Annotated in this window: 26 protein-coding genes and 3 tRNA genes; 9 read left to right on the top strand and 20 right to left on the bottom strand. The window is 75.7% G+C overall.

The window, feature by feature from the left end:
• The first annotated feature begins 145 nt into the window (after positions 1 to 145).
• Positions 146 to 1576, top strand: a complete 1431-nt coding sequence (mycP, locus tag ACYX4T_RS21845; RefSeq protein WP_476011358.1) for a type VII secretion-associated serine protease mycosin — start codon at positions 146 to 148, stop codon at positions 1574 to 1576.
• Between the two features lie 71 nt (positions 1577 to 1647).
• Entirely contained in the window at positions 1648 to 2505 is an 858-nt protein-coding gene (locus ACYX4T_RS21840; RefSeq protein WP_476011357.1) for a nitrilase-related carbon-nitrogen hydrolase, read from the top strand.
• On the opposite strand, the gene ACYX4T_RS21835 is transcribed toward ACYX4T_RS21840, so the two are convergent.
• A complete protein-coding gene (locus ACYX4T_RS21835) occupies positions 2506 to 3327 on the bottom strand; it encodes a GIDE domain-containing protein (RefSeq protein ID WP_476011356.1) in 822 nt (273 codons plus the stop codon).
• A gap of 92 nt (positions 3328 to 3419) precedes the next feature.
• A complete protein-coding gene (locus ACYX4T_RS21830) occupies positions 3420 to 4259 on the bottom strand; it encodes a PhzF family phenazine biosynthesis protein (protein WP_476011355.1) in 840 nt (279 codons plus the stop codon).
• A 313-nt stretch (positions 4260 to 4572) separates the two neighbouring features.
• Between ACYX4T_RS21830 and ACYX4T_RS21825 the strand changes: the two genes are divergently transcribed.
• From ACYX4T_RS21825 to ACYX4T_RS21815, 3 genes are all read left to right on the top strand, one after another.
• Positions 4573 to 5589 (top strand): NAD-dependent epimerase/dehydratase family protein, encoded by a 1017-nt coding sequence (locus ACYX4T_RS21825; protein WP_476011354.1) that lies wholly within the window; start codon positions 4573 to 4575, stop codon positions 5587 to 5589.
• Positions 5590 to 5617: 28 nt separating this feature from the next.
• Positions 5618 to 6391, top strand: coding sequence for a coniferyl-alcohol dehydrogenase (locus ACYX4T_RS21820; RefSeq protein ID WP_476011353.1), 774 nt, complete (start codon positions 5618 to 5620; stop codon positions 6389 to 6391).
• An 87-nt stretch (positions 6392 to 6478) separates the two neighbouring features.
• Entirely contained in the window at positions 6479 to 7354 is an 876-nt protein-coding gene (locus tag ACYX4T_RS21815) for a serine protease family protein (protein WP_476011352.1), read from the top strand.
• Between the two features lie 20 nt (positions 7355 to 7374).
• On the opposite strand, the gene ACYX4T_RS21810 is transcribed toward ACYX4T_RS21815, so the two are convergent.
• The 14 genes from ACYX4T_RS21810 to ACYX4T_RS21745 all read right to left on the bottom strand — a co-directional run bounded on the left by ACYX4T_RS21810 (position 7375) and on the right by ACYX4T_RS21745 (position 16240).
• On the bottom strand, positions 7375 to 7560 hold the full coding sequence (locus tag ACYX4T_RS21810; protein ID WP_476011351.1) for a hypothetical protein: 186 nt from the start codon (positions 7558 to 7560) through the stop codon (positions 7375 to 7377).
• A 58-nt stretch (positions 7561 to 7618) separates the two neighbouring features.
• The gene (locus ACYX4T_RS21805) at positions 7619 to 7909 is read right to left on the bottom strand and encodes a hypothetical protein (RefSeq protein ID WP_476011350.1); all 291 of its coding nucleotides are present in this window, start codon (positions 7907 to 7909) and stop codon (positions 7619 to 7621) included.
• Positions 7906 to 8646 (bottom strand): hypothetical protein, encoded by a 741-nt coding sequence (locus tag ACYX4T_RS21800; RefSeq protein WP_476011349.1) that lies wholly within the window; start codon positions 8644 to 8646, stop codon positions 7906 to 7908. The genes ACYX4T_RS21805 and ACYX4T_RS21800 overlap by 4 nt, the downstream gene beginning before the upstream one ends.
• 504 nt (positions 8647 to 9150) lie before the next feature.
• The gene (locus ACYX4T_RS21795) at positions 9151 to 9759 is read right to left on the bottom strand and encodes a hypothetical protein (protein WP_476011348.1); all 609 of its coding nucleotides are present in this window, start codon (positions 9757 to 9759) and stop codon (positions 9151 to 9153) included.
• Between the two features lie 72 nt (positions 9760 to 9831).
• A complete protein-coding gene (locus ACYX4T_RS21790) occupies positions 9832 to 10128 on the bottom strand; it encodes a DUF1330 domain-containing protein (RefSeq protein ID WP_476011347.1) in 297 nt (98 codons plus the stop codon).
• 30 nt (positions 10129 to 10158) lie between these two features.
• A tRNA-Phe gene (locus ACYX4T_RS21785) sits at positions 10159 to 10232 on the bottom strand.
• Between the two features lie 31 nt (positions 10233 to 10263).
• Positions 10264 to 10337 (bottom strand) — tRNA-Asp (locus ACYX4T_RS21780).
• Between the two features lie 21 nt (positions 10338 to 10358).
• Positions 10359 to 10431 (bottom strand) — tRNA-Glu (locus ACYX4T_RS21775).
• Between the two features lie 74 nt (positions 10432 to 10505).
• Entirely contained in the window at positions 10506 to 11243 is a 738-nt protein-coding gene (locus ACYX4T_RS21770) for a TetR family transcriptional regulator (RefSeq protein WP_476011346.1), read from the bottom strand.
• Positions 11244 to 11322: 79 nt separating this feature from the next.
• The gene (locus ACYX4T_RS21765) at positions 11323 to 11493 is read right to left on the bottom strand and encodes a hypothetical protein (RefSeq protein WP_274200382.1); all 171 of its coding nucleotides are present in this window, start codon (positions 11491 to 11493) and stop codon (positions 11323 to 11325) included.
• A gap of 401 nt (positions 11494 to 11894) precedes the next feature.
• Positions 11895 to 13139 (bottom strand): serine hydrolase domain-containing protein, encoded by a 1245-nt coding sequence (locus ACYX4T_RS21760; RefSeq protein WP_476011345.1) that lies wholly within the window; start codon positions 13137 to 13139, stop codon positions 11895 to 11897.
• Positions 13140 to 13158: 19 nt separating this feature from the next.
• Complete coding sequence (locus ACYX4T_RS21755; RefSeq protein WP_476011344.1) at positions 13159 to 14028, bottom strand: alpha/beta fold hydrolase; 870 nt, start codon at positions 14026 to 14028, stop codon at positions 13159 to 13161.
• Between the two features lie 21 nt (positions 14029 to 14049).
• The gene (locus ACYX4T_RS21750; protein WP_476011343.1) at positions 14050 to 15339 is read right to left on the bottom strand and encodes an FAD-dependent monooxygenase; all 1290 of its coding nucleotides are present in this window, start codon (positions 15337 to 15339) and stop codon (positions 14050 to 14052) included.
• Between the two features lie 109 nt (positions 15340 to 15448).
• On the bottom strand, positions 15449 to 16240 hold the full coding sequence (locus ACYX4T_RS21745) for a phosphatase PAP2 family protein (RefSeq protein WP_476011342.1): 792 nt from the start codon (positions 16238 to 16240) through the stop codon (positions 15449 to 15451).
• A 75-nt stretch (positions 16241 to 16315) separates the two neighbouring features.
• Between ACYX4T_RS21745 and ACYX4T_RS21740 the strand changes: the two genes are divergently transcribed.
• Complete coding sequence (locus tag ACYX4T_RS21740; protein WP_476011341.1) at positions 16316 to 17176, top strand: hypothetical protein; 861 nt, start codon at positions 16316 to 16318, stop codon at positions 17174 to 17176.
• A 29-nt stretch (positions 17177 to 17205) separates the two neighbouring features.
• On the opposite strand, the gene ACYX4T_RS21735 is transcribed toward ACYX4T_RS21740, so the two are convergent.
• On the bottom strand, positions 17206 to 17379 hold the full coding sequence (locus tag ACYX4T_RS21735) for a CsbD family protein (protein WP_274200376.1): 174 nt from the start codon (positions 17377 to 17379) through the stop codon (positions 17206 to 17208).
• Between the two features lie 70 nt (positions 17380 to 17449).
• Positions 17450 to 19207: an MFS transporter gene (locus ACYX4T_RS21730; protein ID WP_476011340.1), complete on the bottom strand. Its 1758-nt coding sequence runs from the start codon at positions 19205 to 19207 to the stop codon at positions 17450 to 17452.
• A gap of 58 nt (positions 19208 to 19265) precedes the next feature.
• Here ACYX4T_RS21730 and ACYX4T_RS21725 point away from each other — a divergent pair, with 58 nt between their 5' ends.
• Entirely contained in the window at positions 19266 to 19640 is a 375-nt protein-coding gene (locus ACYX4T_RS21725) for a VOC family protein (RefSeq protein WP_476011339.1), read from the top strand.
• Positions 19641 to 19672: 32 nt separating this feature from the next.
• On the opposite strand, the gene ACYX4T_RS21720 is transcribed toward ACYX4T_RS21725, so the two are convergent.
• Together ACYX4T_RS21720 and ACYX4T_RS21715 are read right to left on the bottom strand one after the other, a co-directional pair.
• The gene (locus ACYX4T_RS21720; protein ID WP_476011338.1) at positions 19673 to 20566 is read right to left on the bottom strand and encodes an LLM class F420-dependent oxidoreductase; all 894 of its coding nucleotides are present in this window, start codon (positions 20564 to 20566) and stop codon (positions 19673 to 19675) included.
• 11 nt (positions 20567 to 20577) lie between these two features.
• Positions 20578 to 21231 (bottom strand): MerR family transcriptional regulator, encoded by a 654-nt coding sequence (locus ACYX4T_RS21715; protein ID WP_476011337.1) that lies wholly within the window; start codon positions 21229 to 21231, stop codon positions 20578 to 20580.
• 47 nt (positions 21232 to 21278) lie between these two features.
• Between ACYX4T_RS21715 and ACYX4T_RS21710 the strand changes: the two genes are divergently transcribed.
• Both ACYX4T_RS21710 and ACYX4T_RS21705 read left to right on the top strand, forming a co-directional pair.
• On the top strand, positions 21279 to 22265 hold the full coding sequence (locus ACYX4T_RS21710; protein ID WP_476011336.1) for a hypothetical protein: 987 nt from the start codon (positions 21279 to 21281) through the stop codon (positions 22263 to 22265).
• Positions 22262 to 22609, top strand: a complete 348-nt coding sequence (locus ACYX4T_RS21705) for a DUF2834 domain-containing protein (RefSeq protein ID WP_476011335.1) — start codon at positions 22262 to 22264, stop codon at positions 22607 to 22609. The genes ACYX4T_RS21710 and ACYX4T_RS21705 overlap by 4 nt, the downstream gene beginning before the upstream one ends.
• The last annotated feature ends 22 nt before the right edge of the window (positions 22610 to 22631 follow it).

Genomic DNA, 22631 nt, shown 5'->3' with positions numbered 1-22631 from the left:
GGAGAGACACGACAAGCCCAGACACTAGGCCGGACGAGTGGATGATCGTCCGCGGGCAGGGTGATCACGAACACGGCGGGCCACAGTGCGGCGGGTTCCGCCGAACGGCCCCGCCGCGTCGGCGCCGCGACCTACGATCCGCGACGTGCTGGCGATCCTCGGACGGCGGGTGGCCCGCGCGCTGCCCGGCGTCGTGGTGGCCCTGCTGCTCACGGTCGGGCTGACGGCGGGGCTCGCGATCCCGGTCGGCGCCGCCCCGGGCGACGTGCCCGCGCCTCCCCCGCCCGACCCCGCGGCACTCGCCCGGCTCGACCCCGACCCCCGCCCGCTGCCCGGCGTCGGCGCGCGCGTCGGGTGCGTGCGGCCGGCGGGTGGCGCGAGCACCGTGATCCCCGGCGCGCCGTGGTCGCAGCAGCGCCTGCGCTTCACCGACGCCTGGCGGTTCACCCGCGGCGCCGGGCAGACGGTCGCGGTGATCGACACGGGGGTGAACCGGCACCCGCGCCTGGCCGGGCGGCTCGTCGACGGCGGCGACTTCGTCGGGTCGCAGGACGGGCTGACCGACTGCGACGGCCACGGCACGCTGGTCGCCGGCATCATCGCGGCCGCCCCGGACCCGCGCACGGGGTTCGTCGGCGTCGCCCCGGACGCGCGGGTGCTCGCGATCCGCCAGTCCAGCGCGACCGTGACCACCCGGGCGCCCGACGGCTCGCTGCGCGACGGCGGCGGCAACGTCGAGACCCTCGCCGAGGCGGTGCTGCGCGCGGTCCGGCTCGGGGCGACGGTGATCAACATCTCCGAGGCGGCCTGCGTGCCCGCGGCGAGCGCCCCTGCGGCACTCGCGGGGTTGCGGGCGGCCGTGCGCGCGGCGGTCGACGCCGACGTCGTCGTCGTGGCCGCCGCCGGCAACGCGGGCTCGGGGGCGTGCACGCAGGCCGCGGACGGGCAGGCCGCCGGCCCGGGCGCGGCGCAGGTCGTGGCGCCGGCCTGGTTCGGCGACGACGTGCTCTCGGTCGGCTACACGCGCCGCGACGGGCTGCCCGCGCCTCAGAGTCTGCGCGGTCCGTGGGTCTCGCTCGCCGCGCCCGGCTCGGAGATCGTCTCGCTCGACCCCACCGGGCCCGGGGTGGTCGACCGGATCGTGCCGATCGGCGCCGACCGGGCGATCCCGATCGAGGGGACGAGCTTCGCCGCGCCGTACGTCGCCGGCGTCGTGGCGCTCGTGCGGGCCCGGTATCCGGGGCTCGACGCGCGCCAGGTGATGGCGCGGGTCACCTCGTCGGCCGACCGTCCCGGCGGCGCGTCGGCGGTGCCGGGCAGCCACGACGACGCGGTCGGGGCGGGCACGGTGGACCCGGTGGCGGCCGTCGCGGACGTCCGTCCCGACGAGTTCACCGGATCGGGAGCGGCCCCGATCTCGCCCGCCGGGGCGGGGCGGGTCGACCTGAGCGATGCCCGCGATGCACACTCCGGATCGCGCACCGTGGCGCTGGTCGGTTCCGCCGTCGCCGTGGTGCTGCTGGGCGGGGCCGGTCTCATCGTCCTCGTCGCGCGACGGGCACGCCGGTCGCGCTGAGGCGGCCCGGGGTCGCCCGGTGTGCCGTCCCGTCCCCACGCCGCGTGCGGCGCCGTCCCCGAGGAGCCCGCGTGCGCATCACCCTCGCTCAGACCGACGCGTCGCTCGGCGACCTCGACGGCAACCTCAAGCGCGCCGAGCGGGTGGTGAGCGAGGCCGTCGACGCCGAGGCCGACCTCGTCGTGTTCCCGGAGCTCTCGCTGTCCGGGTACCAGATCGGCGAGGTGCCCCAGGACCTGTCGCTGGCCCCCGACGACCCGCGCCTGCTGAAGATCTCCGAGCGCGCCGGCCACGCCGGGGTGCTGCTCGGGTTCCCGGAGGCCGGCGGGCACGGCCTGCACACCTACAACAGCGCGGGCTACTACGAGGACGGGCACCTCGTCCACACCCACCGCAAGCTCTACCTGCCGACCTACTCGACGTTCGAGGAGCGCAAGCACTTCCTGCCCGGCCAGCACTCCCGCGCCTACGGCGTGCGAGGTGGCCGGCACCGTGCGGCCACGCTGATCTGCAACGACGCCTGGCAGCCGCAGGTGGCGTTCCTGTCGGTGCAGGACGGCGCGCACCTGCTGCTGGTGCCGGCGAACTCGGCGCAGTCGATGTCGCCGGAGCGCTACGACTCCAAGGAGTACTGGCGCAACATCACCACGTTCTACGGGCGGCTCTACCAGCTCTTCGTGGTGTTCGTGAACCGCGTCGGCGTCGAGGGCGGGCTGACGTTCTGGGGCGGCAGCCACGTCGTCGACCCGTGGGGCGAGGTCGTCGGCGAGTGCGGCGAGGGCCCGGAGGCCGAGGAGACCTGCACGATCGACATCGACCTCGCCGACGTGCGCCGTCGTCGCCGCGACATCCCGCTGGTGCGCGAGGCCCGCCTGGGCCTGCTGCGCCGGGAGATCGACCGCCTGCTCGACGAGGGCGGGGACCTGTAGCTAGGTCACGAGGCCGGCCACCGTCAGCACGAGACCGATCACGGCGAGCGCCGTTCCGCCCCAGGCGAACCAGCGCTGCCGGCCGGCCGCGGCGTCCCGGAGCTCCTGCTCCGAGCGCGTCGAGATGATGAAGGGGTCCGACGACGACTCGGGCCTGCCGACGACGAGCGGGCCGATCCGGTCGTGCACCTCGCCGAGGACGTACAGCGGCTGGCCGGGCCGGATGACCCACTCGGTGTAGCGCATGCCGAGCGACTCCCGATCGTGGGAGAAGAAGCTGCGGACCGCTCCACCGAGGCCGCCGGGCCCGGGAGGTCCGGGCTCGAAGCGCTCGTGGATCTTCTCCGGGCGGTCGGGCGCGACGCCGTTCGGGTCGACGCCGATCGTCCCCGAGGCGTCGACCAGCGCGTAGCCCTGACGCGAGGTGTCGTCGAGCACGGTCTCGCTGCGCTCCCGGCGCTCCCAGTCGCCGTCGGACTCGCGGTGCCACTCGCTGAACTCGTGGACCACGGTCTGCCGGTACCAGACGCACTCCGTCCCGCTCTGCGGCGAGCGCAGCGGGCCGTCGGGGTGGGGGTGGGCCGTGCCGACGACCTCGCAGACCTTGCGGAAGCCGCCGACCGTCCCGAGGTCCGCGAGCACGCGGCGGTGCTCCTCGAGCTCGGCGATCGGCAGGGTCTCCGCCGCGATCATCGCGTGGCGCCGCTTCCGGGTGCTCTGTGCGGCCAGGAAGCCGGCGACCCCCAGCGCGACCAGGACGAGCCCGACGATCCACACGATGACGACTCCCGCCGCTCCCGGCCGGCGACGATCGCCGACCATGCACACGGAGAGTCACACAGATCGGGCCGAACCGCCAGCGCATGCGGCCGGAACGGTGGCGGCGACGACGGCTCGTCGCCCGTAGTGACGATTCAGATCTTCGTCGCCTCGGCCAGCAGCTCGCCGCGGCTGACCGTCACGGCGTCCCCGCGCAGGAGGACGCGCTCGCCGGCCAGCTCGACGCCGACCTCGCCGCCGCGTGGGGAGAGCTGGGCGCCGACGAGGCGCTCGCGCCCGAGCCGCTTGGCCCAGTACGGCGCGAGGCAGCAGTGCGCCGAGCCCGTCACCGGGTCCTCGTCGATCCCGACGGCCGGGGCGAAGAAGCGCGAGACGAAGTCCGGCGCGCCCGGTGCCGGGTCCTCCTCGGCGCGGGCGGTGACGATGACCCCGCGCCCGCTCGCCGCGCGGAGCACCGAGAGGTCGGGCTCGAGGTCGCGCACCTCCTCGGCCGACGGGATCTCGACGAGCACGTCGTAGCGGCAGCGGGCCAGCTCGACGACCGCGGCGCCCAGGGCGTCGGCGAACTCGTCGGCCAGGTGCCCGTCGGGCAGCGCCGAGACCGGCTCGTCGACCGGGAAGTCGAGCTGGATGCCGCCGCCGGGCAGCGCCTCGGCGCGCAGCACGCCCGCGGCGGTGCGGAAGGCGATCGGGGACGTCGTCAGCTCCTGCTCGAAGAGCACGTGGGCGCTCGCGAGGGTGGCGTGGCCGCAGATCTCCACCTCGACCTTGGGCGTGAACCAGCGCAGGCCCACCTCACCGGTGGCGGCGAGCGTCGAGAGGTCGACGAACGCGGTCTCGGACACGTTCACCTCGGCCGCGACGGCCTGCATCCACGCCGCGTCGTCGGCGTCGGTGAGGCACACCCCCGCCGGGTTGCCGGTGAAGGGCGAGGACGTGAAGGCGTCGACGACGTGGAGCTGCACGGCCTCCATGGTGCCGTGTGCGGCCCCGGCCGGGCAGCCGGGCGCCGGAGTCGGCGGATTTCCGCTGGGCCGTCCCGGGGCGTGGGCCGCCCCACCACGCCCCGGGAACGGGTTCCGGCGGGGACGCCGGGGGGTCAGCGGGAGCTCCCGACGAGCGCGGGGCGCGGCGTCGCGACGGTCATGACTGACCCCTGTGATCGGCTTCCGCCACTCACGGTCACATCGTTGGCGTTCGTATGCCAAGGATCGCCACCCCGACGGCGCAGCGTTGCCACGGTGAGCGACACCGGTGTCACGCGTCGTGGACGGGGTAGCCGACCCGGTGCGACTCCTCGTGCTCGGCGGCGGCGGGTTCCTCGGCTACCACGTGGCGGCGGAGGCGCTGCGCGCCGGCCACGACGTGACGGTGGCGAGCCGGTCGGGCGAGGCGCCGTTCGCGGGCGTCGAGGCGCTCGCCGTCGACCGGTACGGCGACCTCTCGGCCCTCGACGGCCGCACCTTCGACGCCGCGCTCGACACCTTCTCCGACCCCGATGCGGTCCGGTCGTCGACGGAGAAGCTGCGCGGGGCCGCCGGCGCGCTGGGCTACATCTCGGGCATGAGCGTCTACCACCCCGACGGGCCGACCGTCCCGTCCGCGGGCGACCCGGTGCGGCGGCCCGGCGAGGCATCGGACGACGACCCGCTGCAGGAGCGCTCGCTGGCCAAGCTCGCCGCCGAGGACGCGGTGACGTCGGGGTTCGACGGCCCGGTGACCGTGCTGCGGGTCGGGATCATGGTCGGGCCGCGCGACCCGTCCGACCGCTTCACGTGGTGGCCGGTGCGCCTCGCCCGCGCGCTGACCGGCGAGGCGTCCCGGACCGTCCTGGCGCCCGGCGACCCCGCGCGCGCGGTGCAGTACAGCGACGCCCGGGACATCGCCGCCTTCGCCGTACAGGCGCTCGCCGAGGGCCGCGCGGGGGTGTTCGACACCGTCGGGGCCGGGCGCGCGCAGCCGCTGTCGGCCGTTCTCGACGCCTGCCTTGCGGCCGCGGGCGGGGCGCCGGGCGAGGTCAGGTGGGCGTGGGCCGGCGAGGACGCGCTGCGCGCCGAGCTCACCGGGGTCGAGGAGGAGGCGCGCCCGCTGTGGTTTCCCGAGGACCAGATCCCCCAGGACGCGATCGACTCCTCGGCCGCGCTCGCCGCGGGCCTGCGCTTCCGGCCGGCGCTCGACACCGCCCGCGACGTCCTCGCGTGGCACCGCGAGCGCGGCGCGCCTGCGCTGGCCGCCGGGTTCGACCCCGCCGAGGAGACCAGGCTCGTGCAGCGATGCGTGGGTGGGGCTCCCCCGAAGGGGTGACACCGAGCGCCGCTACTGTGACCCCGACATGAGCACGGTCTTCCTGGTCAGCGGCGCCTCCTCGGGCGTGGGGCGCGCGCTCGCGCAGTTCCTCACCCGCCACGGCGTCACCGTGATCGGGCTCGACCGTCGCGAGCCGCCGGACCGCGAGATCGCGCACGTCGGCTGCGACCTCGCCGACCCGACCGCCATCGACGCCGCCGTCGACCGCCTCGACGGGCAGGTGGACGCGCTGGCCAACGTCGCCGGGGTGCCCGGCACCGCGCCGGTGGAGACGGTGCTGGCCGTCAACTTCCTCGGCATGCGCCACCTCACCGAGCGGGTGCTCGGTCGCATCCGCCGGGGCGGCTCGGTGGTCAACGTGTCGTCGGCGGAGGGTCGGCACTGGGTCGCGCACCTCGCCGAGCTGCGGCCCCTGCTCGCCACCCGGACCTTCGCCGAGGGCCTGCGCTGGTGCCGCGAGCAGCGGCCCGACCGGCCCGTCTACGACGTCGCGAAGGAGGCCGTCCTCGCGTACACGACGGCCTCGTCGACGCTGACCTGGAACGACGGGGTGCGCATGAACGCCGTCGCTCCGGGCACGGTCCGGACGCCGTCGCTGCCCGAGGTCGAGCGCTCCACCGACCCGCGGCGCCTGGCCCGCCAGCGGTCGGCGGCCGGGCGCGACGCCGAGGCGTCGGAGATCGCGTCGGTGGTCGCGTTCCTCATGTCGAACGAGAGCCGCTGGGTCAACGGCCAGACCCTCGCCGCGGACGGGGGCGTCTCCGCGGCGACGACCTGGGCGGCGCTGCAGTCGCGCTGACCGCCGAAGTCGTCACCCGATCGTGACCTCGCCGTTGAACACGGCGGAGTGACGGAGGCGGTTCGAGCACGGCCGGGGAGCGGACGCATGGCAGAGGGACGCACGGCGGGACTCGGGGCGGGACCCACCGCGGGACTCACAGCGGGACGCACGACCCGTCGCGGGATGGCCGCCCTCGCCGCGGGGGCGCTCGCCGCGGCCGCGTGGCTGGGCGGGGCGACGGCCATCGCGGCACCGGCGGCACCAGGGGCTCCGGTAGCGCCGTCTCCGACCGCCCCCGGCGTCCACCCCGGCGTGCAGACCCGCACCGACGGCGCCCAGTGCACCGCGAACTTCCTGTTCACCGACGGGTCGGCCACCTACCTCGGCCAGGCCGCGCACTGCTCGGGCACGGGCGGCTCCACCGAGGTCGACGGCTGCACGGCGGGCTCGCTGCCGCTCGGCACCGAGGTCGAGATCGGCGGCGCGACGCGGCCCGGGACGCTCGTCTACAACTCCTGGCTGGCGATGCAGGAGGCCGGCGAGACCGACCCCGACGCCTGCGCGTACAACGACTTCGCGCTGGTGCGGCTCGACCCCGCGGACGCCGCCGGCGCCTCCGGGACCGTGCCGTTCTTCGGCGGGCCGACCGGGGTCGACACCGACGGCGCGGCGGTCGGCGAGGTCGCGCGCAGCTACGGGAACTCCGAGCTGCGGGGCGGGGTGACGCTGCTCAGCCCGAAGGTCGGGACGGTCGCCGGCGGGCGGGGCGACGGGTGGAGCCACGACGTGCTGACCGTGACCCCGGGCATCCCCGGCGACTCGGGCAGCGCGTTCCTCTCGCCCGACGGCCGGGCGCTGGGGGTGCTCTCGACCCTGCAGTTCGCGCCGCTGCCCGCGAGCAACGGCGTCAGCGACCTGGCGAGGATGCTCGACTACGCCCGCGACCACGGGGTCGACGGCCTCCGCCTCGTGACGGGCTGAGACCTCCGCGGGCCGGCCGCTCAGGGCTGGAGGACGCGCCCCTTGCGGTTCGTCGGGGCCTGTGGGTGGGCGGAGGCGCGGCGCCGGGCCTCGGCGGCTTTCCGGTCGGCGCGCCCGGACCAGGACCGCATCGCCAGGTAGAGCGGCAGGCCGATCACCAGGACCGAGACCACCGCGAACACCGCCACCGCGAGAACCCACTCCACGTCGAACCCCCTGCCGCGCGCCCACGTCGCCGGGACGTCGCTCGATCGGGTGACGGCGTTACCGGCCCGGGTGGGTGGATTCGCCAGCGGTCGCGGTCGGCGCCGTCCGGCGCGCGGGGTGGGCCGAGCGGTCGGCGACCGCGAGCCCGGCGTCCCATCCCGGTGCCCGCGCGCCGCCCGGGGGTCGGAGGCCCGCCGTGGGGACGCCGGCCACGACGAGCAACCAGGCGACCAGGGAGTTGGAGTTCCACATGTCGCCGGTCGTGCCGACCGCGCGCCCCCAGGTCAGCGCCGGCACCTCGCCGACGTGGCGCAGCACGGCGCGGGCGGTCGCGTCGTCGCGGCTCACGACGACCGCTCGCGCCGGGTGCGGAGCTCGTCGCCGCGCTCGACCGCCTGTCGCCGGCGACGCTCACCGGCGAGGACCTGGCGGCCTACCTGCGGGCGTGTGCCCGCGTCCAGAACCGCGGTACCGCCCGGTTGCTGGACGCGATGCACCACCTCGGGCGAGCGCAGGCCGACCGGGTCGAACGGCGCGCCGACCTCGACGAGTTCTCGGGGGACGAGGTCGCCGCGGTGCTGGGCCTGGGGCGCACCATGGTGGCCCGCAAGCTCGACCTCGCCGACGACCCGCGCGATCGCCTCCCCGACGTCGGCGACGCGCTCTGGCACGGCGTCCTCGACGAGCACAAGGCCGCCCGGCTGTGCGAGTGGACCCGCGACCTGTGCGACGACCACGCCCGCCACGTCGCCCGGGTCCTGCTGCCCGAGGCCCCGACGCTGCCGCCGGCCGAGCTCATCCGGCGCATCGAGCAGACCGCCACCGAGCTCGATCCCGACTGGGCCGCCCGCCGCGCCGCCCGGGCGGAGAAGAACGCGCGGGTGGTCCTCTCGCCGAACCCGACCGGCACCGCCACGTTCTCGGTCTGCGACGTCGCCGCGCCCCGCGGGCTGGCGATGCGCGACCGCTGCGACGCCGTCGCCGCCCTCGTGCGCGGGCTCGGGGTGCTGACGCCGATCGGCTCGCTGCGGGCCGAGGTCGCGGGGCGGCTGCTCGACGGGTCGGTGGAGGGCATGACCGACCACCAGCTGGCCCTCCTCCTCGCCTCGGAGTACCACCGGCACGGCCGGACGGACGAGGGACCGAGCGACGGGCCGGGTGACGACGGCGGCCCTGGCGACGGGCCGGGCGACGGACCGCGTGGCGGCTCGCAGGGGCCGGCCGCGGGCGGGAGCGCCCGGCCCGACGACGACCAGGGCCTGCTGGACCTCCCCGGTCTGCCCGAGCAGCGGGCCGAGGAGGAGCCGAACCTGCCGGTCGAGCCCGCGACGGTCGACAGGCCCACTCCCGCAGGCCCGCGCAGCGGCACCTCGGAGCTCCGGCTCCGTCTCTCCACCGCGCTGGGCCTCGACGACAGCCCCGCCACCGTCCCCGGCTACGGCCCCGTGCTGGCCCACCACGCCCGCACGCTGCTCGACCGGTACGCGGCCGGCGAGTGGCGCGTCGTCCTCACCGACGACGACGGCCGCCTCCAGGGCCTGCTGCTCGCCCGACGACGACTACCACGCCCCCGTGGCCGCGAGCAGCGGTCACGGGGGCCGGGGTGCACCGCGATCGTCGAGCTCCAGGTCCCGACGACGCTGCTGGCTGCCCTGCGGCCCGCCGACCACCCGGCCTGGGCCGCGCTGCTCACCGAGCTCCAGCTCCGCCTCGCCGAGCTCCGCCCGCGCCTGGGCCGCCCGCCCGTCGAGACGGCCGCCGACCTCGCGCGCCGGCGGCCGCGGGCGGAGATGGACCGCTGGATCCGGGTGCGGGACCGCCACTGCGTCGTCCCCGGCTGCTACCGCCCCGCGCGGAGAGCCGACGTCGACCACACGCGCGACTGGGCGCTCGGCGGCCCGACCGCGGAGCACAACCTCGGCGTCTTCTGCCGGCACCACCACCGCGCCAAGCACCTCGCGGGGTGGCGGGTCCGCCAGCCGAGCCCGGGCCGCTTCACGTTCCGCACCCGCGCCGGCGTGCACCACACGAGCCGCCCGAAGCGCATCCTCGAGCCGCTCGTCCAGCCGCGGCCCGGGCCGCGCCCCCGGCCCCTGCCCGACGACGGCTTCGCGCCCGACGCCGCGCCCGACCCGGAGGCCGAGGCCGCCGACGACCTCGACTGGCGCCGACGATTCCTCCGTCGCACGACGGGCCACGCAGCACCGGCGCCCACTCCTGCGCCTGCCGCCACGATCGCGACCGGCGACGATCCGCCGCCGTTCTCGGTGTCAGTCCGGCAGCGCCTCGATGATCCTGATGTCCCGCTCCGCGCCGTCGCCGAGGGCACGCAGGGCCTCCTGGTAGGCCTCGCTCTCGTACGCCGCGACGGCCGCGTCGACGCTGTCGAAGGCGATGAGGGTGGTGCGTTCGGTGGTGCCGCTCTCGAAGGCGGCGGTCGGGTAGCCCCGCGCCAGGAACCGCCCGCCTGCGGCGCGCATCGCGGGGCCGGCGAGCGCGACATAGCGGTCGAGCTTGGCCTGATCGCGGATCTCGCGGAAGGTGTTGATCCAGTAGGCGCCCGTCACGGACCGATCGTCGCTGACGGGGGCCGGAGGTGGCCAGGGGCGGGGTCGAACCGCCGACCTATCGCTTTTCAGGCGATCGCTCGTACCAACTGAGCTACCTGGCCGGACGGCCGAGGGACCACCTCGACCGGAGAGCGACCCAGACGGGACTCGAACCCGCGACCTTCGCCGTGACAGGGCGACGCGCTAACCAACTGCGCCACTGGGCCTTGAATCGTGCGGTACCACCGTACCCCCAACGGGATTCGAACCCGCGTTGCCGCCTTGAAAGGGCGGAGTCCTAGGCCGCTGAACGATGGGGGCGCGACCCTCTGGCTGAGGACCTTACCCGCCAACGGCGTACCCGTTGGGAGCGGACCAAGCATAGGTGACGGGCCTCAGAGCCCCGGCACCCACCCCCTGCCCTCCGCGACCCCCAGCACGAGGTGCGGCCCGAGCACGGTGCGCATGCCCCCGTCGGCCCGCCAGTCGGCGAGCCACGCCGGCACCGCCACCGCGCCCAGCACCAGCTCCCAGTTCTCGCACACCCGCTGCGCGAGGTCGGTGAGCTCCGTGATCGCGAGCGACGCGGCGAAGGCCCCGCCGGACATGTCGACGACCGTGCGGGCCAGCGCCGACGGATCCACCGACGGCAGCAGGATCTCGGCCGCCGCGGCCCGCTCGAAGAGCCCGGTGAACGTCTCCTCCCAGAACCGGAAGGGCCACCCCGGCCGCTGGGGGCCGGCGAACCCCTCCGCGCAGAGACGCTGCCCGGCCCGCACCACCGGACCCTCGAGGGCGTCCTGCATCTCCCGCGCGATGTGGGCGGCGGTGCGCAGCGCGTCGAGGCCGAGCCCGTCGGCCCGCTCGACCATCGCGCGGCAGAGCACCTCCATCTCGTCGACCACGGCGAGCGCGATGCTCTCCTTGGAGACGAAGTGGAAGTACAGCGCGCCCTTGGTGACCTTGCTCCGCTCGAGGATCCGCGACAGCGACGCCTCGTGGTACGAGCCCGAGGCGAACTCCTCGGCGGCGGCGGCCAGGATCGCGCCACGGGTCGCCACCGCCCGCGCCTGGCGGGGCGCGTCGCCGCGGAGCCCGCCCGGGGGTCGCGGAGGATCAGCGGTGTCGGACATCGGCGGCCACGGTAGCGGTCGTGCCTTTCACCGACGGCCACCCACGCGGAAATCGTCCAGTGTCGGACGACCTACCCGCTCACCGCCGTACCGGCGGCGGATCGCCGCCCTCGCCGATGAGGCCGAGCATGTCCAGCAGCTCGCGGCAGTCGTCGGAGTCGAGGGAGTTGCGGGCGACGGCGATGCGCGCACGGTGCACCTGCTCGTCGGTGACCCCGTACACGTCGGCCGCGGTGCGCTGCGCGGGCACCGACGGCTCGTCGGCCGCCGTCCGCTCCGGATGGGGTCCGTTCGGTCGTCGGCGAGGTCCTGACGTCGCATTCATCTGCTGGCTCCCGGTGCCGCCTGGTCCCGACCCGCTGCCACACCTCACGCGGCGGGATGACCCGATGCGGGGACGTCTCCGGTCACGTTCTGTGCCCGTCGCCGTCCCTCGTCCGAGTCGCGACGACGCTACCCAGACGCCCGCGACGATGCAGCCCCCTTCCCGAGTGACGACCCCGGCGATCTCAATCCGCCCGCTTCGCCCGCCTTCAGGCACACGGAGTGACCGTCCACGGCCGGGACGGTCACGGCGCGGTGCCGTGACTCCCGACCGCGCACGCCGCCGCACGCGGGGTGGCTGAGAAGCTCTCAGCCGGAGATCGAATCTCAGTCGACGAGGGCCTGGTAGACCAGCCCGCGGAGCTGGGTCCGGATCGGATGGGCGCTCGACGGCAGCAACTGGGTGAAGAACATCGCGGTGACCCGCTCGACGGGGTCCACCCAGAACGCCGTGCTCGCCGCGCCGCCCCACGCCATCTCGCCGACGCTGGCCAGGGTCCGGTAGCGGACGGGGTCGGTCACCACCGAGACCCCGAGCCCGAAGCCCACCCCGTCGAACGGCATCTCGGCGAACAGCGGCCGCCCGACCTGCTCGAGGTCGAGGCCGCCGGGCAGGTGGTTGCGGCCCATGTAGTCGACGGTGCGGCTGCCCAGCACCCGCACCCCGTCGACCTCCCCGCGACCCAGCAGCATGCGCGTGAAGCGGTGGTAGTCGGCGGCCGTGGACACCAGCCCGCCCCCGCCGCCCAGCCAGGTCGGCTCGAGCGCCTCGCGGGCCATCGCCCCCATCCCGGCGGCGTCGGCGGACAGGAAGCGGCCCGACGCCGGGTTCTGGACGTACAGCGCGGCGAGGCGGTCGGGGTCGTCGACGACGAAGCGCGTGGCCGTCATCCCGAGCGGGCCGAGCAGGTGCTCGTCGAGGAACGCGTCCAGCGACTTTCCGGACACGACCTCGATCAGCCGGCCCAGCACGTCGGTGGCGTGGCTGTAGTTCCACTCCGCCCCGGGCTGGTGCACCAGCGGCAGCGAGGCCCACGCCTCGACGCAGCCGGCGAGGTCGAGCCCCTCCGGCACCGCCCACTCGAAGCCCTTCGCCCGGTAGAGCTCGTCGACCGGGTGCGCGTGGTGGAAGCCGTAGGTCAGGCCGGCGGTGTGGGTCAGCAGGTGCCAGACGCGGATGGGCTCGGTGGCGGCCCCGAGCAGCGGCTTGCCCGACGAGCCCTTGACGTAGACCTTCGGCTCGGCGAACTCGGGCAGCCAGCGACTGATCGGGTCGGTGAGCTCGAAGGCCCCCCGCTCCCAGAGCATGAGCGCCGCCACCGACGTGATCGGCTTCGACATCGAGTAGATGCGCCAACGGGTGTCGTCGGTGACCGGCAGACCGGCCTCGGCGTCACGCGAGCCGGCGGTCGACGAGTGCACCACCCGGCCGTCGCGCGCCACGACGACGTGCCAGCCGGCGAGCCTGCCGTCGTCGACGTAGCGGGCGAAGTGGTCGTCGATGCGGGCCAGACGGGCCGGGTCGAAGCCCAGCTCCTCGGGATCGGACTCGACCTTCAGGGGGCTGCTCACTTCCGCCACTATGCCTCCGTCAAGCCTGCGCAGCGAGGAAGGTCCGCAACTCCTCGACGACCTCCTCGGGACGCTCCTCGGGCACGAAGTGGGCGCACCGCTCGATCGCCCGGCCGCGCACGTCGTCGGCGTACTCGCGCCACAGGTCGAGCATCGGCAGAGTCTGCCCCATGACGCCCTCCGCGCCCCACAGCGCGAGCAGCGGCTGCGCGACGCGCCGACCGGCGGCGGCGTCGGCCTCGTCGTGCTCGGCGTCGACGGGGTCGGCGCGGTAGTCGTCGAACCCGCAGCGCAGCGCCCCGGGCTGCGAGAACGCCCGCACGTACTCGGTGATCGCCGCGGGCTCGAGACCCTCGCGGGCGTAGGTCCACTTCTCGAGGAAGTACCGCAGGTAGCCCTCGACGTCGGCGCCGGCGAGGCGCTCGGGCAGGTCGGGCTGGAGGTGGAAGAGCCAGTGCCAGTACTTGGCGCCGAGCGCGGCGTCCATGCGCTGCCAGGTGGCCCGCGTCGGCGCGATGTCGAGGACGGCGAGCCGCGTGACCTCCTCGGGCCGGTCCAGCGCCCAGCGGTGCGCGACCCGCCCGCCGCGGTCGTGGCCGACCACCGCGACCCGCTCGTGGCCCAGCGCCCGCACCAGCGCCGAGATGTCCGCGGCCATCGTGCGCTTGTCCATGCCGCCGGTGGGCTTGTCGCTCGCGCCGTAGCCGCGCAGGTCCGGGACGATCACCGTGTGGTGCGCGGCGAGCGGGCCCGCGACGTGCCGCCAGCAGTGGCCGGTCTGCGGCCACCCGTGCAGCAGCACCACCGGCGGGCCCGACCCGCCGACGCGGTGGTGCAGCCGGATCCCGTTGACGACGACGGTGTCGGGGGTCAGCGCAGCAGCGGTCACGAGCAGGCATCCTGCCGGGACTCAGCCGGCGATGGGCCCCGCCGGACCCCGCGGCCCCGGGCCGGTGGACGGGCCGAGCGTGTCGGGCTCCCGCGCGGAGCCCACCGCGAGCCCGGGCCGGTACCCCTCGCCCTCGGCGCCGGGCGGCCCCCCGCCGGACGGGCCTCGACCGGAGGCGCCGACGACGGCCGCGGTGGCGTCGATGCTCGCGGTGCGCCACAGCCGGTCGCGCATCCGGCGCACGAGGCCGTCGGCGTGACAGAGCGTCGCGAAGTCGGCGGCGCGCCGCGCGACCACGGCACGGGGCGCGTCCCGCACGGACGCGTACTCCTCCAGCGCCGGGACGATGCGCCCGTCGGCGTGGTCGAAGGCCCGCCCGAGCGTCGCCGCGTCGACGATCTCCAGTGCCACCGACTGCGCGGTGTGCGGCAGCATCGGCTGCGCCGCCCCGCCGACGACGGTGAGCCGGTGCCGCGTGCCGCGCTCGAGCGGGGCGTGGTGGCGGTGCACCCGCGAGGGCCCGGTGACGACCGCGTCGCCCACGGCCTCGCGGACCTCCGGCGCCGCGCGTGCCACGAGCCGGCGGACCACGACGGCCACCCCGTCGCGGTGCATGTCCTCGAGGGCGTCGACCCGCACCGTCACCGAGACCTCGCCCTCCGAGCCGTACCCGTCCGGGAGCGCCGACTGCGTGACGTGCAGCGTCGGCGACGACCACAGCCGCAGCAGCCCGTCGGGCGGCGCCGGCCCCGGCCCGCGGTGCACGAGGTACGGGCTGGAGATCACGTGCCCGCCGCCGAGGTGCGGGCGGACCGGGCTGCCCGGCCCATCGGCCCCGACGACGGCCTCGGCGCGGTACTGCGCGCCCGTGTCGTCGGTGACGAGGACGGCGTCGCCGAGGTCCTCGACGGACGCGGCGCCGCGCCCGTAGGTCACGGTCACCATCTCGTCGGCCTCGCAGGCCGCCACCAGCAGCGCGCGCAGGGCGGTGTGCGGGACCAGGAGGTACGGGCGGCCGAAGCGGGCGCGCACCACGGGGCCGAGCTCGGCCACCCGCAGCCCCGCGCCGGAGTCGGCGTCGGCGTGGGCGAGGCGGCGCGGCTCCCAGGCGTGGGCGGCCAGGCGGTCGGCGAGCCCGAGGGCCGCGAGCTCCCGCAGCGCCGCGGGCGTCAGGACCGCCAGGCCGCGGTCGACGTCCTCCGGGCGGTCGCGCTCGAGCACGTGCACGGGGAAGCCCTGGTGGGCGAGGAACAGGGCCGTCACCAGCCCCGCGAACCGGGAGCCCAGCACGAGCAGCGGTACGGCAACCACGGCTCACCTCGTTCACCCGCGCGGACGAGGCAAGCCTAGGCAGATCATCTCGGACGGAGCAATCGGGCGGCGGTCCGTGTCCGCCTGTCCGTCGATCCCCGAGCGGGCGTCACTCCGCGGGCTGAGGCACCACCGCCGCGCCGTCCCGGCCGTCACCGAGCCGGGCGCGGGCGTCGAGGACGCGGGCGAGGGTCACGCACGTCAGGGCGAGGGCGGACCCGAGCAGCCAGCCGGCGAGGACGTCGGTGGTCCAGTGCACCCCGAGGTACACCCGGCTCGCGCCGATCACCAGCGCCCCGAGGGCCGCCAGCGCGGCCCCGAGCAGGCGCACCGGGCGCTCGTGCGGCGTCCCGACGGCCAGCGCGATCACGGCGGCGGCCGTGAGCCCCAGCCCGAGCGCGGACATCAGGGCGTGCCCGGACGGCAGCGACGCCGTCGTCTCCTCGGCGAGGCGGGACACCTCCGGCGGGCGCGGGCGCTCGACGGCGAGCTTCACCAGCCGGATCGTCAGGGCCCCGACGGCGACGCCGACCACCCAGATGACCGCGGTCCGCCGCAGGCCCCGCGCGAACAGCACGACGGCCGACACGACCGCCAGCCCTCCGGTCCCGACGGTGCCGCCGACCAGCGACACGACCTCGGCCGTCGTCGTCAGCCCGGGCGTGCGGACGCCGAGGACCCACCCGAGCACCGGACCGTCCGCGGCGGCGAGCGCCTCGTCCGTCGCGACCAGCGCGAACACCAGGCCGGCGGCCACGACCAGCACCGCGACGACCGCGAGGTCGCGCAGCGCCCCCGGGACGGCGGCGAGCGCGCCACCCGCGAGACGGTCGGCGAGCACCGCCGCCGCGAGGAGCAGGCCGAGCACGATCAGCGACACGGCGGTGGCGTCGAGGGCCACGTGACCTCCTCCGGCGGGGCGACGCGCCGGGGGCGACGCCGCGAGCACCGAATCATCCCAAGGCAGACTGGGTGTGTGCTCCTCCTGGGGCTGCTCGCCGCGCTGGCGGCGGCGGGCGCCAACGCCGGCGCCGCGCTGCTCGAGGCGAGCGCGGCCCGCCGTGCCAGCCGCCCCGCGACCGTGGTGCTGCACCCCATGTACCTCGGCGGCCTCGCGCTCGACATCGGCGGCTGGGTGCTCACCGTCCTCGCGCTGCGGTTCATGCCGATCGTCGCCGTGCAGGCGATCGTCGCCGGCCAGGTCGCCATCACGGTCGTGGCGTCGCACTGGGTCTTCGACACGCCGCTGCGCCGCATCGACCTGGCCGCGGCCGCCGCGAACGTCGTGGGGCTGGCGCTGCTCGTCGCCAGCGCGCGCGTGGCCGACGAGACGGTGACGGCGTCGACCGCGGGCGTCGTCGCGCTGGTGGTGACGTTCGGGGTGCTGCTGGTCGTGTCGGTGCCGGTGGCGATCCGCAGCCGCCGGGCGATGCTCGTCTCGTTCCTCGCCGGGCTGGCCTTCGGCGGGACGGCGGTGGCCGTGCGGATGGTCGACCTGCAGGGCTCGGTCGGGGAGATGGCACGGACCGCGGTGACCGACCCGGTGGTGTGGACCCTGCTGGGGTTCGCGGTGCTGGGGCTCGGCCTCTACACGGTGGCGCTGGGCCGTGGCGCGGTCGGGCCCGTGGTGGCGGTGCTGGCGGTCACCGAGACCCTCGCGCCCGGCCTGCTGGGTCTCGTCGCGCTGGGCGACGGCGTGCGGCCGGGCGGCGTCCCGTGGTTCGTGCTGGGGCTCGTGCTCGCGCTGGGCGGGGTGGTCGTGCTGGCCCGCTCGCCGGCGCAGGCGTCGCTGTCGGGTGACGACGGCGTCGCGCCGCCGCCCCTCAAGAGGCTCTGAGCGCTCCGGGGGCGGCGGCGCGGGGCGCGTCAGTCGCGGAAGGCGTCCTTGACCTTCTCGCCGGCGTTCTTGAGGCTGCCGGCGGTCTGGTCCTTCTTGCCCTCGGCCTCGAGGCTCTCGTTGCCGACGGCCTTGCCCACCGACTCCTTGACCTTGCCCTTGTACTCCTGGATCTTGTTGTCGGTCTTCTTCTCCGTCGACATTGAGGCCTCCTCCCGGGCGCGCCGCTGCTGGGCGCCTCGCGCGGAGCCAGATACCCGCGGTACCGGGTTCTCAACCCGCCGTCGATCGTTCCGCCTGGCCCAGCACGACGTCCCGGACGACCTCGCCGGACGTGGGCACCGCGACCCACTCCACCTCGGGCCGCAGGCCCTCGGCGCGCGTGACCAGCTGGAACGTGCCCGCGCGGCCGGGGACGAGCTGGAAGCCGCCGTCGTCGTCGGTGGTGGCGACCGCGGCCTCCCGGCCGTCACCGACGAGCGTGACCGTCGCGCCCGGCAGCCCCCCGCCCCCGCCGTCGGTGACCCGGCCGCGCAGGGCGGGGGCCGCACCGTCGGGCGAGGCGTCGGCGTGCGGGACGTGGGCGACCGGGGGCACGTCGGCGTCGTCGGCCCCCTTCCGGCGGCGGTGACGGTCGAACAGCAGGTCGACCACCCCGAGCACGAGCGCGAGCACCACGAACGCGACCGCGCCGACCAGCCCGCGGCTGATCGCCAGGGCCCAGTCGCCGCCGGTGGCCGTGAGCTGGCCGAAGAACACCGCGCCGACCGCGGAGATGCCGATGGCCGAGCCGACGCGTTGCCCGGTCTGCAGGACACCGGCCGCGGTGCCGCCCTCGCGGGCGGGGACCTCCTCGAGCGCGAGGGTCTGGTTCGGCGCGATGACCAGCCCGCTGCCGACGCCGGCGAGCAGCAGCGGGCCGGCGATCGCCCAGCCGACCTGGGCGGGGTCGAGGCGCAGGACGACGTCGACCGCGACCAGCCCGAGCGCGACGGCGACGAGCCCGCCCACGACCAGCGGCTTGCCCAGCCGCGACACCAGCCGCCCGCCGACGGCCGACGACACCGCCGAGCCCAGTGCGAACGGCGTCAGCGCGAGGCCGGCCTCGAGCGGGGTGTAGCCGCGGCCGTTCTGCAGGAAGAGCGTGACGACGAAGAAGATCGCGGTGAAGCCCGCGAAGTAGAGCAGCCCGAGGGAGGTGCCCAGCGCGTAGCTGCGGGTGCGCAGCAGCGCGAAGTTCACCAGCGGGTGGCCGTGGGCCCGCCGGGCCCGGCGCTCCCAGAGCACGAAGACCACGAGCAGGACGGCGGCGACGCCCACGAGCCACCACGGCGCGCTCGCCGGGTCCCGCTCGGAGAGCACCAGCGGCACCATGATCGAGACCACCGCGCCGCCCAGCAGCAGCGCCCCGACCGCGTCGAGCGGCCGCTTCTCCTCCGCGGCGGCGGCGTCGCGCGGCAGCAGGCGGGCGCCGACGGCGAGGGCCGCGATGCCGATCGGCACGTTGACGTAGAAGACCCAGCGCCAGCCGTCGGTCTCCCCGCCCCACTCGAGCAGCAGGCCGCCGAGCAGCGGGCCGATCGCCGTCGAGACGCCGATGGCGGCGCCGAACAGACCGAACGCCCGGCCCCGCTCGCGACCCTGGAACAGCTGCTGGATGAAGCCGATGACCTGCGGGTTGAGCATCCCGCCGGCCGCGCCCTGCAGCAGGCGGAACACCACGAGCCACGTCGCGTCGGGCGCCAGACCGGCCGCGGCGCTGGTCAGCGTGAACAGCGCCAGCGCGATCATGAACATCTTCTTGCGGCCGCGGTCGTCGCCGAGGCGTCCGGACGCGACGAGCACCAGCCCGAACGTCAGCGCGTAGCCCGAGACCACCCACGACAGCTCCGCCGTCGACGCGCCGATCCCCCGCTGCATGGACGGGAGGGCGACGTTGACGATGCTGACGTCGAGCAGCGTCATGAACCCGGCGATGAGGCAGACCGAGAGGGCACGCCAGCGCCGGGGATCGGGCTCGGGGGAACTCACCCCTGCGAGTTGCCCGGAGCCCGTCCGGTCAATCGTGACCCCCGACGGAGGGACGAGCGTGGAGATCCTGTCGAGCCGCATCCTCGTACGCCCGCGCGACTGGGAGGTCTCGCGGCGCTTCTACGCCGAGGCGCTCGGCCTCGCGGTGGCGCGGGAGTTCCCCGGCGGCGTGGTGTTCTTCCTCGGCACCGGCTACCTGGAGCTCTCGAAGGCGGGCGCGGTGACGGTCGGCGACGACGCCCTGTGGCTGCAGGTGCGCTCGCTGCCGGACGCGGTCGCCGAGCTCCGCGGGCGCGGGGTGACGATCACCCGCGAGCCGCAGCGGGAGTTCTGGGGCCTCGACGAGTGCTGGATCGCCGACCCCGACGGCCGCGCGATCGTCCTCGTCGAGGTCCCCCCGGGCCACCCGATCCGCACCGACACCCGGACGTGAGCACTTTCCGCCCCTATAGGGGCGGAAAGTGCTCACAAGCCGAGGGCGCCCGCCAGCTCGCGCAGCGCCGGGCGGGGGTCGGCCATCGGGTCGTCGCCGAGGGCCTGGACCAACACGTGGTCGGCGCCGGCGTCGAGGTGCGCGGTCACCGACGCCGCGATCGTCGCGATGTCGCCCATCCCGACCAGCGCCTTCTTGAGCCGGTCGGAGCCCCCGCGCGGCATGTCGGACTCCTCGAAGCCCTGGCGCAGCCAGGAGTTCCGGTAGTTCGGCAGGCCCGAGTAGATCTCGAGGTGGGTGTGGGCGCGGCGCATCGCGTCCTCCTCGTCGCCCCCGACCGCCACCGCCTGCTCCGAGACGACCCACTTGTCGGGCCCGAGCGCCTCGCGCGTGACCCGCGTCTGCTCCGGCGTGACGAGGTAGGGGTGCACGCCGTCGGTCTCGGCGCCGGCGAGCTCGATCATCTTGGGGCCGAGCGCGGCCACGAGCCGCGCCGGGCGCCCGACGCCGGGCTCGATCTGCTCGGGCACCGCCGCCATGCGCTGCAGGTAGTCGCGCATCGTCGCCAACGGCTTGGAGTACGTGCCGCCCCGCCCGCGCTCGACCAGCGGCGCGTGGCTCACGCCGAGCCCGAGGACGAAGCGGCCCGGGTGCAGCGCGGTGAGCGTGCGCCCGCCGCTCTCCGCGGCGATGGGGTCGCGGGCGTGGATGTTGGCGATGCCGGTGCCGACGACGAGGCGGTCGGTGGCGGCGAGGAACGCGCCCGCCTGGGTCAGCGTCTCCTTGCCGTAGGCCTCGCCGTAGAACAGCGAGCCGTAGCCCATCGCCTCGATGTCGCGGGCGGCCTGCTGGGCGTCCCGGATCGACCACGTGTCGCTGGTCCACCAGACGCCGATGCGGGATGGGAAGTCGATCCGAGCAGCCATGATCGCGGACGCTAGACCGCCCCGGCGCCCGGCGCCGCCCCGGAGCCGTACCGGCGCGCCGAGGCCGACTGCTCGGCCATCCCCCGCAGCGCGGCGAGGAGGGCGCCGCCCAGCACAATGCCGGTGACCATGCGCTCGACCGACCGCTCGCGGTCCCCGGTGTCGACGACCGCCGCGACCTCGTGCGGCGCGACGGCCTCCAGCGCCTCGGCGTAGACGTCGAGCAGCCCGGCGACCCGCTCGCCCCCGAGCCGCTCGAGGGTCGCGAGGACGTCGACCGCGGTCCGCCATCCCGGGTTCTTCTCCGTCGTGAGCCAGCCCCGCCGCTCGACCATCTCCGCGACCGCCTTGCCGGCCCGCTCGGTGGCGTCGTCCTCGACGGGCTCGGTGCGCGTCATCACCGCGGCCTGGGCCCGCCCCAGCGCGTCGTGCAGCGGCACCCGGTCGTCGTCGACGGCGTCGAGCACGTCCCGCACGCCGGCGATGGACAGGCCCCCGACGTCGACGAGCGCGCGGATCAGCCGCAGCCGGCGGGCGTGCGCCTCCTCGTAGCGCGCCTGGTTCGGGCTGGTGAGCTCGCCCGCCGGCAGCAGCCCCTCCCGCAGGTAGTACTTGATCGACGCGACGCTCACGCCGGTCTCCCGGCTGAGCTCCCCGATCCGCATCCGGCTCCCCTCTGGACGGCCAACTCAGATAGTTCTACTCTCCATCCATGGACAGCGTCACTATCCGCTCGATGGCCCGCGGGTCGCGCGCCCTCTCCGTGTTCGGCGTGGCGATGGCCGCCCTCGCGGTCGTCTGCCTGGCGGGGCTCGTGCTCGACCCCCGCCTGCTGGGCGGCCAGCCGATCTGGGCCAAGCCGCTGAAGTTCTCGGTCAGCCTCGCCCTCTACGCCGCCACCCTCGTCTGGATGATCTCGCTGGTCAACGGCCCCCGCACCCGGCGCTGGGCCCGCCGCGGCGGCGCCGTCATCGCCGCCGCCGGCACCATCGAGATGATCGCCATCGTCGGCCAGGTGCTCCGTGGCCGCGCCAGCCACTTCAACGTCGCCACCCCGCTGGACACCGCGGTGTGGAGCGCCATGGGCACGTCCATCGTCGTGCTCTGGGTGGCGACGGCCGGCATCGGCGTCCTGCTGCTGCGCGAGCGGACCCTCGCCGCCGACACCGCGTGGGCCGTGCGTCTCGGGCTCGTGGTGACGCTGATCGGCATGGCCGTCGCCTTCCTCATGACCGGCCCGACGGGCGCCCAGATCGCGGCGGCGCAGGAGACGGGCCGGATGACGACGGCCGGCGCCCACGCGGTCGGGGTGCCCGACGGCGGGCCGGGCCTGCCGCTCGTCGGCTGGAGCACCACCGGCGGCGACCTGCGCGTCGCCCACTTCGTCGGCCTGCACGCGCTGCAGGGCCTACCGCTGCTCGCCCTCGCGCTGCTCCTCCTCGCCGCTCGGCGACCCGCGCTGCGCGACGTCGCCGTGCGCGCCCGGCTGGTCGGCGTCGCCGGCGCCGGCTGGGCGGGCCTCACCGCGTTGCTGACCTGGCAGGCCCTGCGCGGCCAGCCCCTCCTCGCCCCCGACCGTGCCACCCTCGCCGCCGCCACGGCCCTCGTCGCCGCGACGGCCGTCGGCACCCTGCTCGTCCTGCGCAGCGGCACCCGCCGCCGCGCCACCACCGACCGCGTCCAGGAGCCCCGGCCATGACCACGCTCGCGTCCCGCCACACGGGCAGCCCCGTCCTCGTCGCCGTCTACGCCGCGCTCTCGGTCGTCGGCCTCGTCGGGACCTGGTACTTCAACCTCGTGTCGATCAGTGCCGGCGAGGACTACCTCGGCGGCTGGTTCGCCAGCGCCGCGAGCAGCTCGGCGGCCGTCGACATCATCGTCATGGCCGTCGCGGCCTGCGTGGTGATGGTCGTCGAGGGCCGACGCCTCGGGTTCCGGCCGCTGGTGATCGGGTTGCTCGTGGTGCTGAGCTTCGTGGTCGCCGTGGCCTTCACGTTCCCGCTGTTCCTGGCCCTGCGGGAGGTGCGCCTCCGGCGTATGTGAGCACTTTCCGGGCCTATGGGCC

The sequence above is a fragment of the Actinomycetospora sp. ABD4_176 genome (assembly GCF_056311855.1).
The sequence above is the reverse complement of the archived record's forward strand: the minus strand, read 5'-3'. Positions and strand labels throughout refer to the sequence as shown.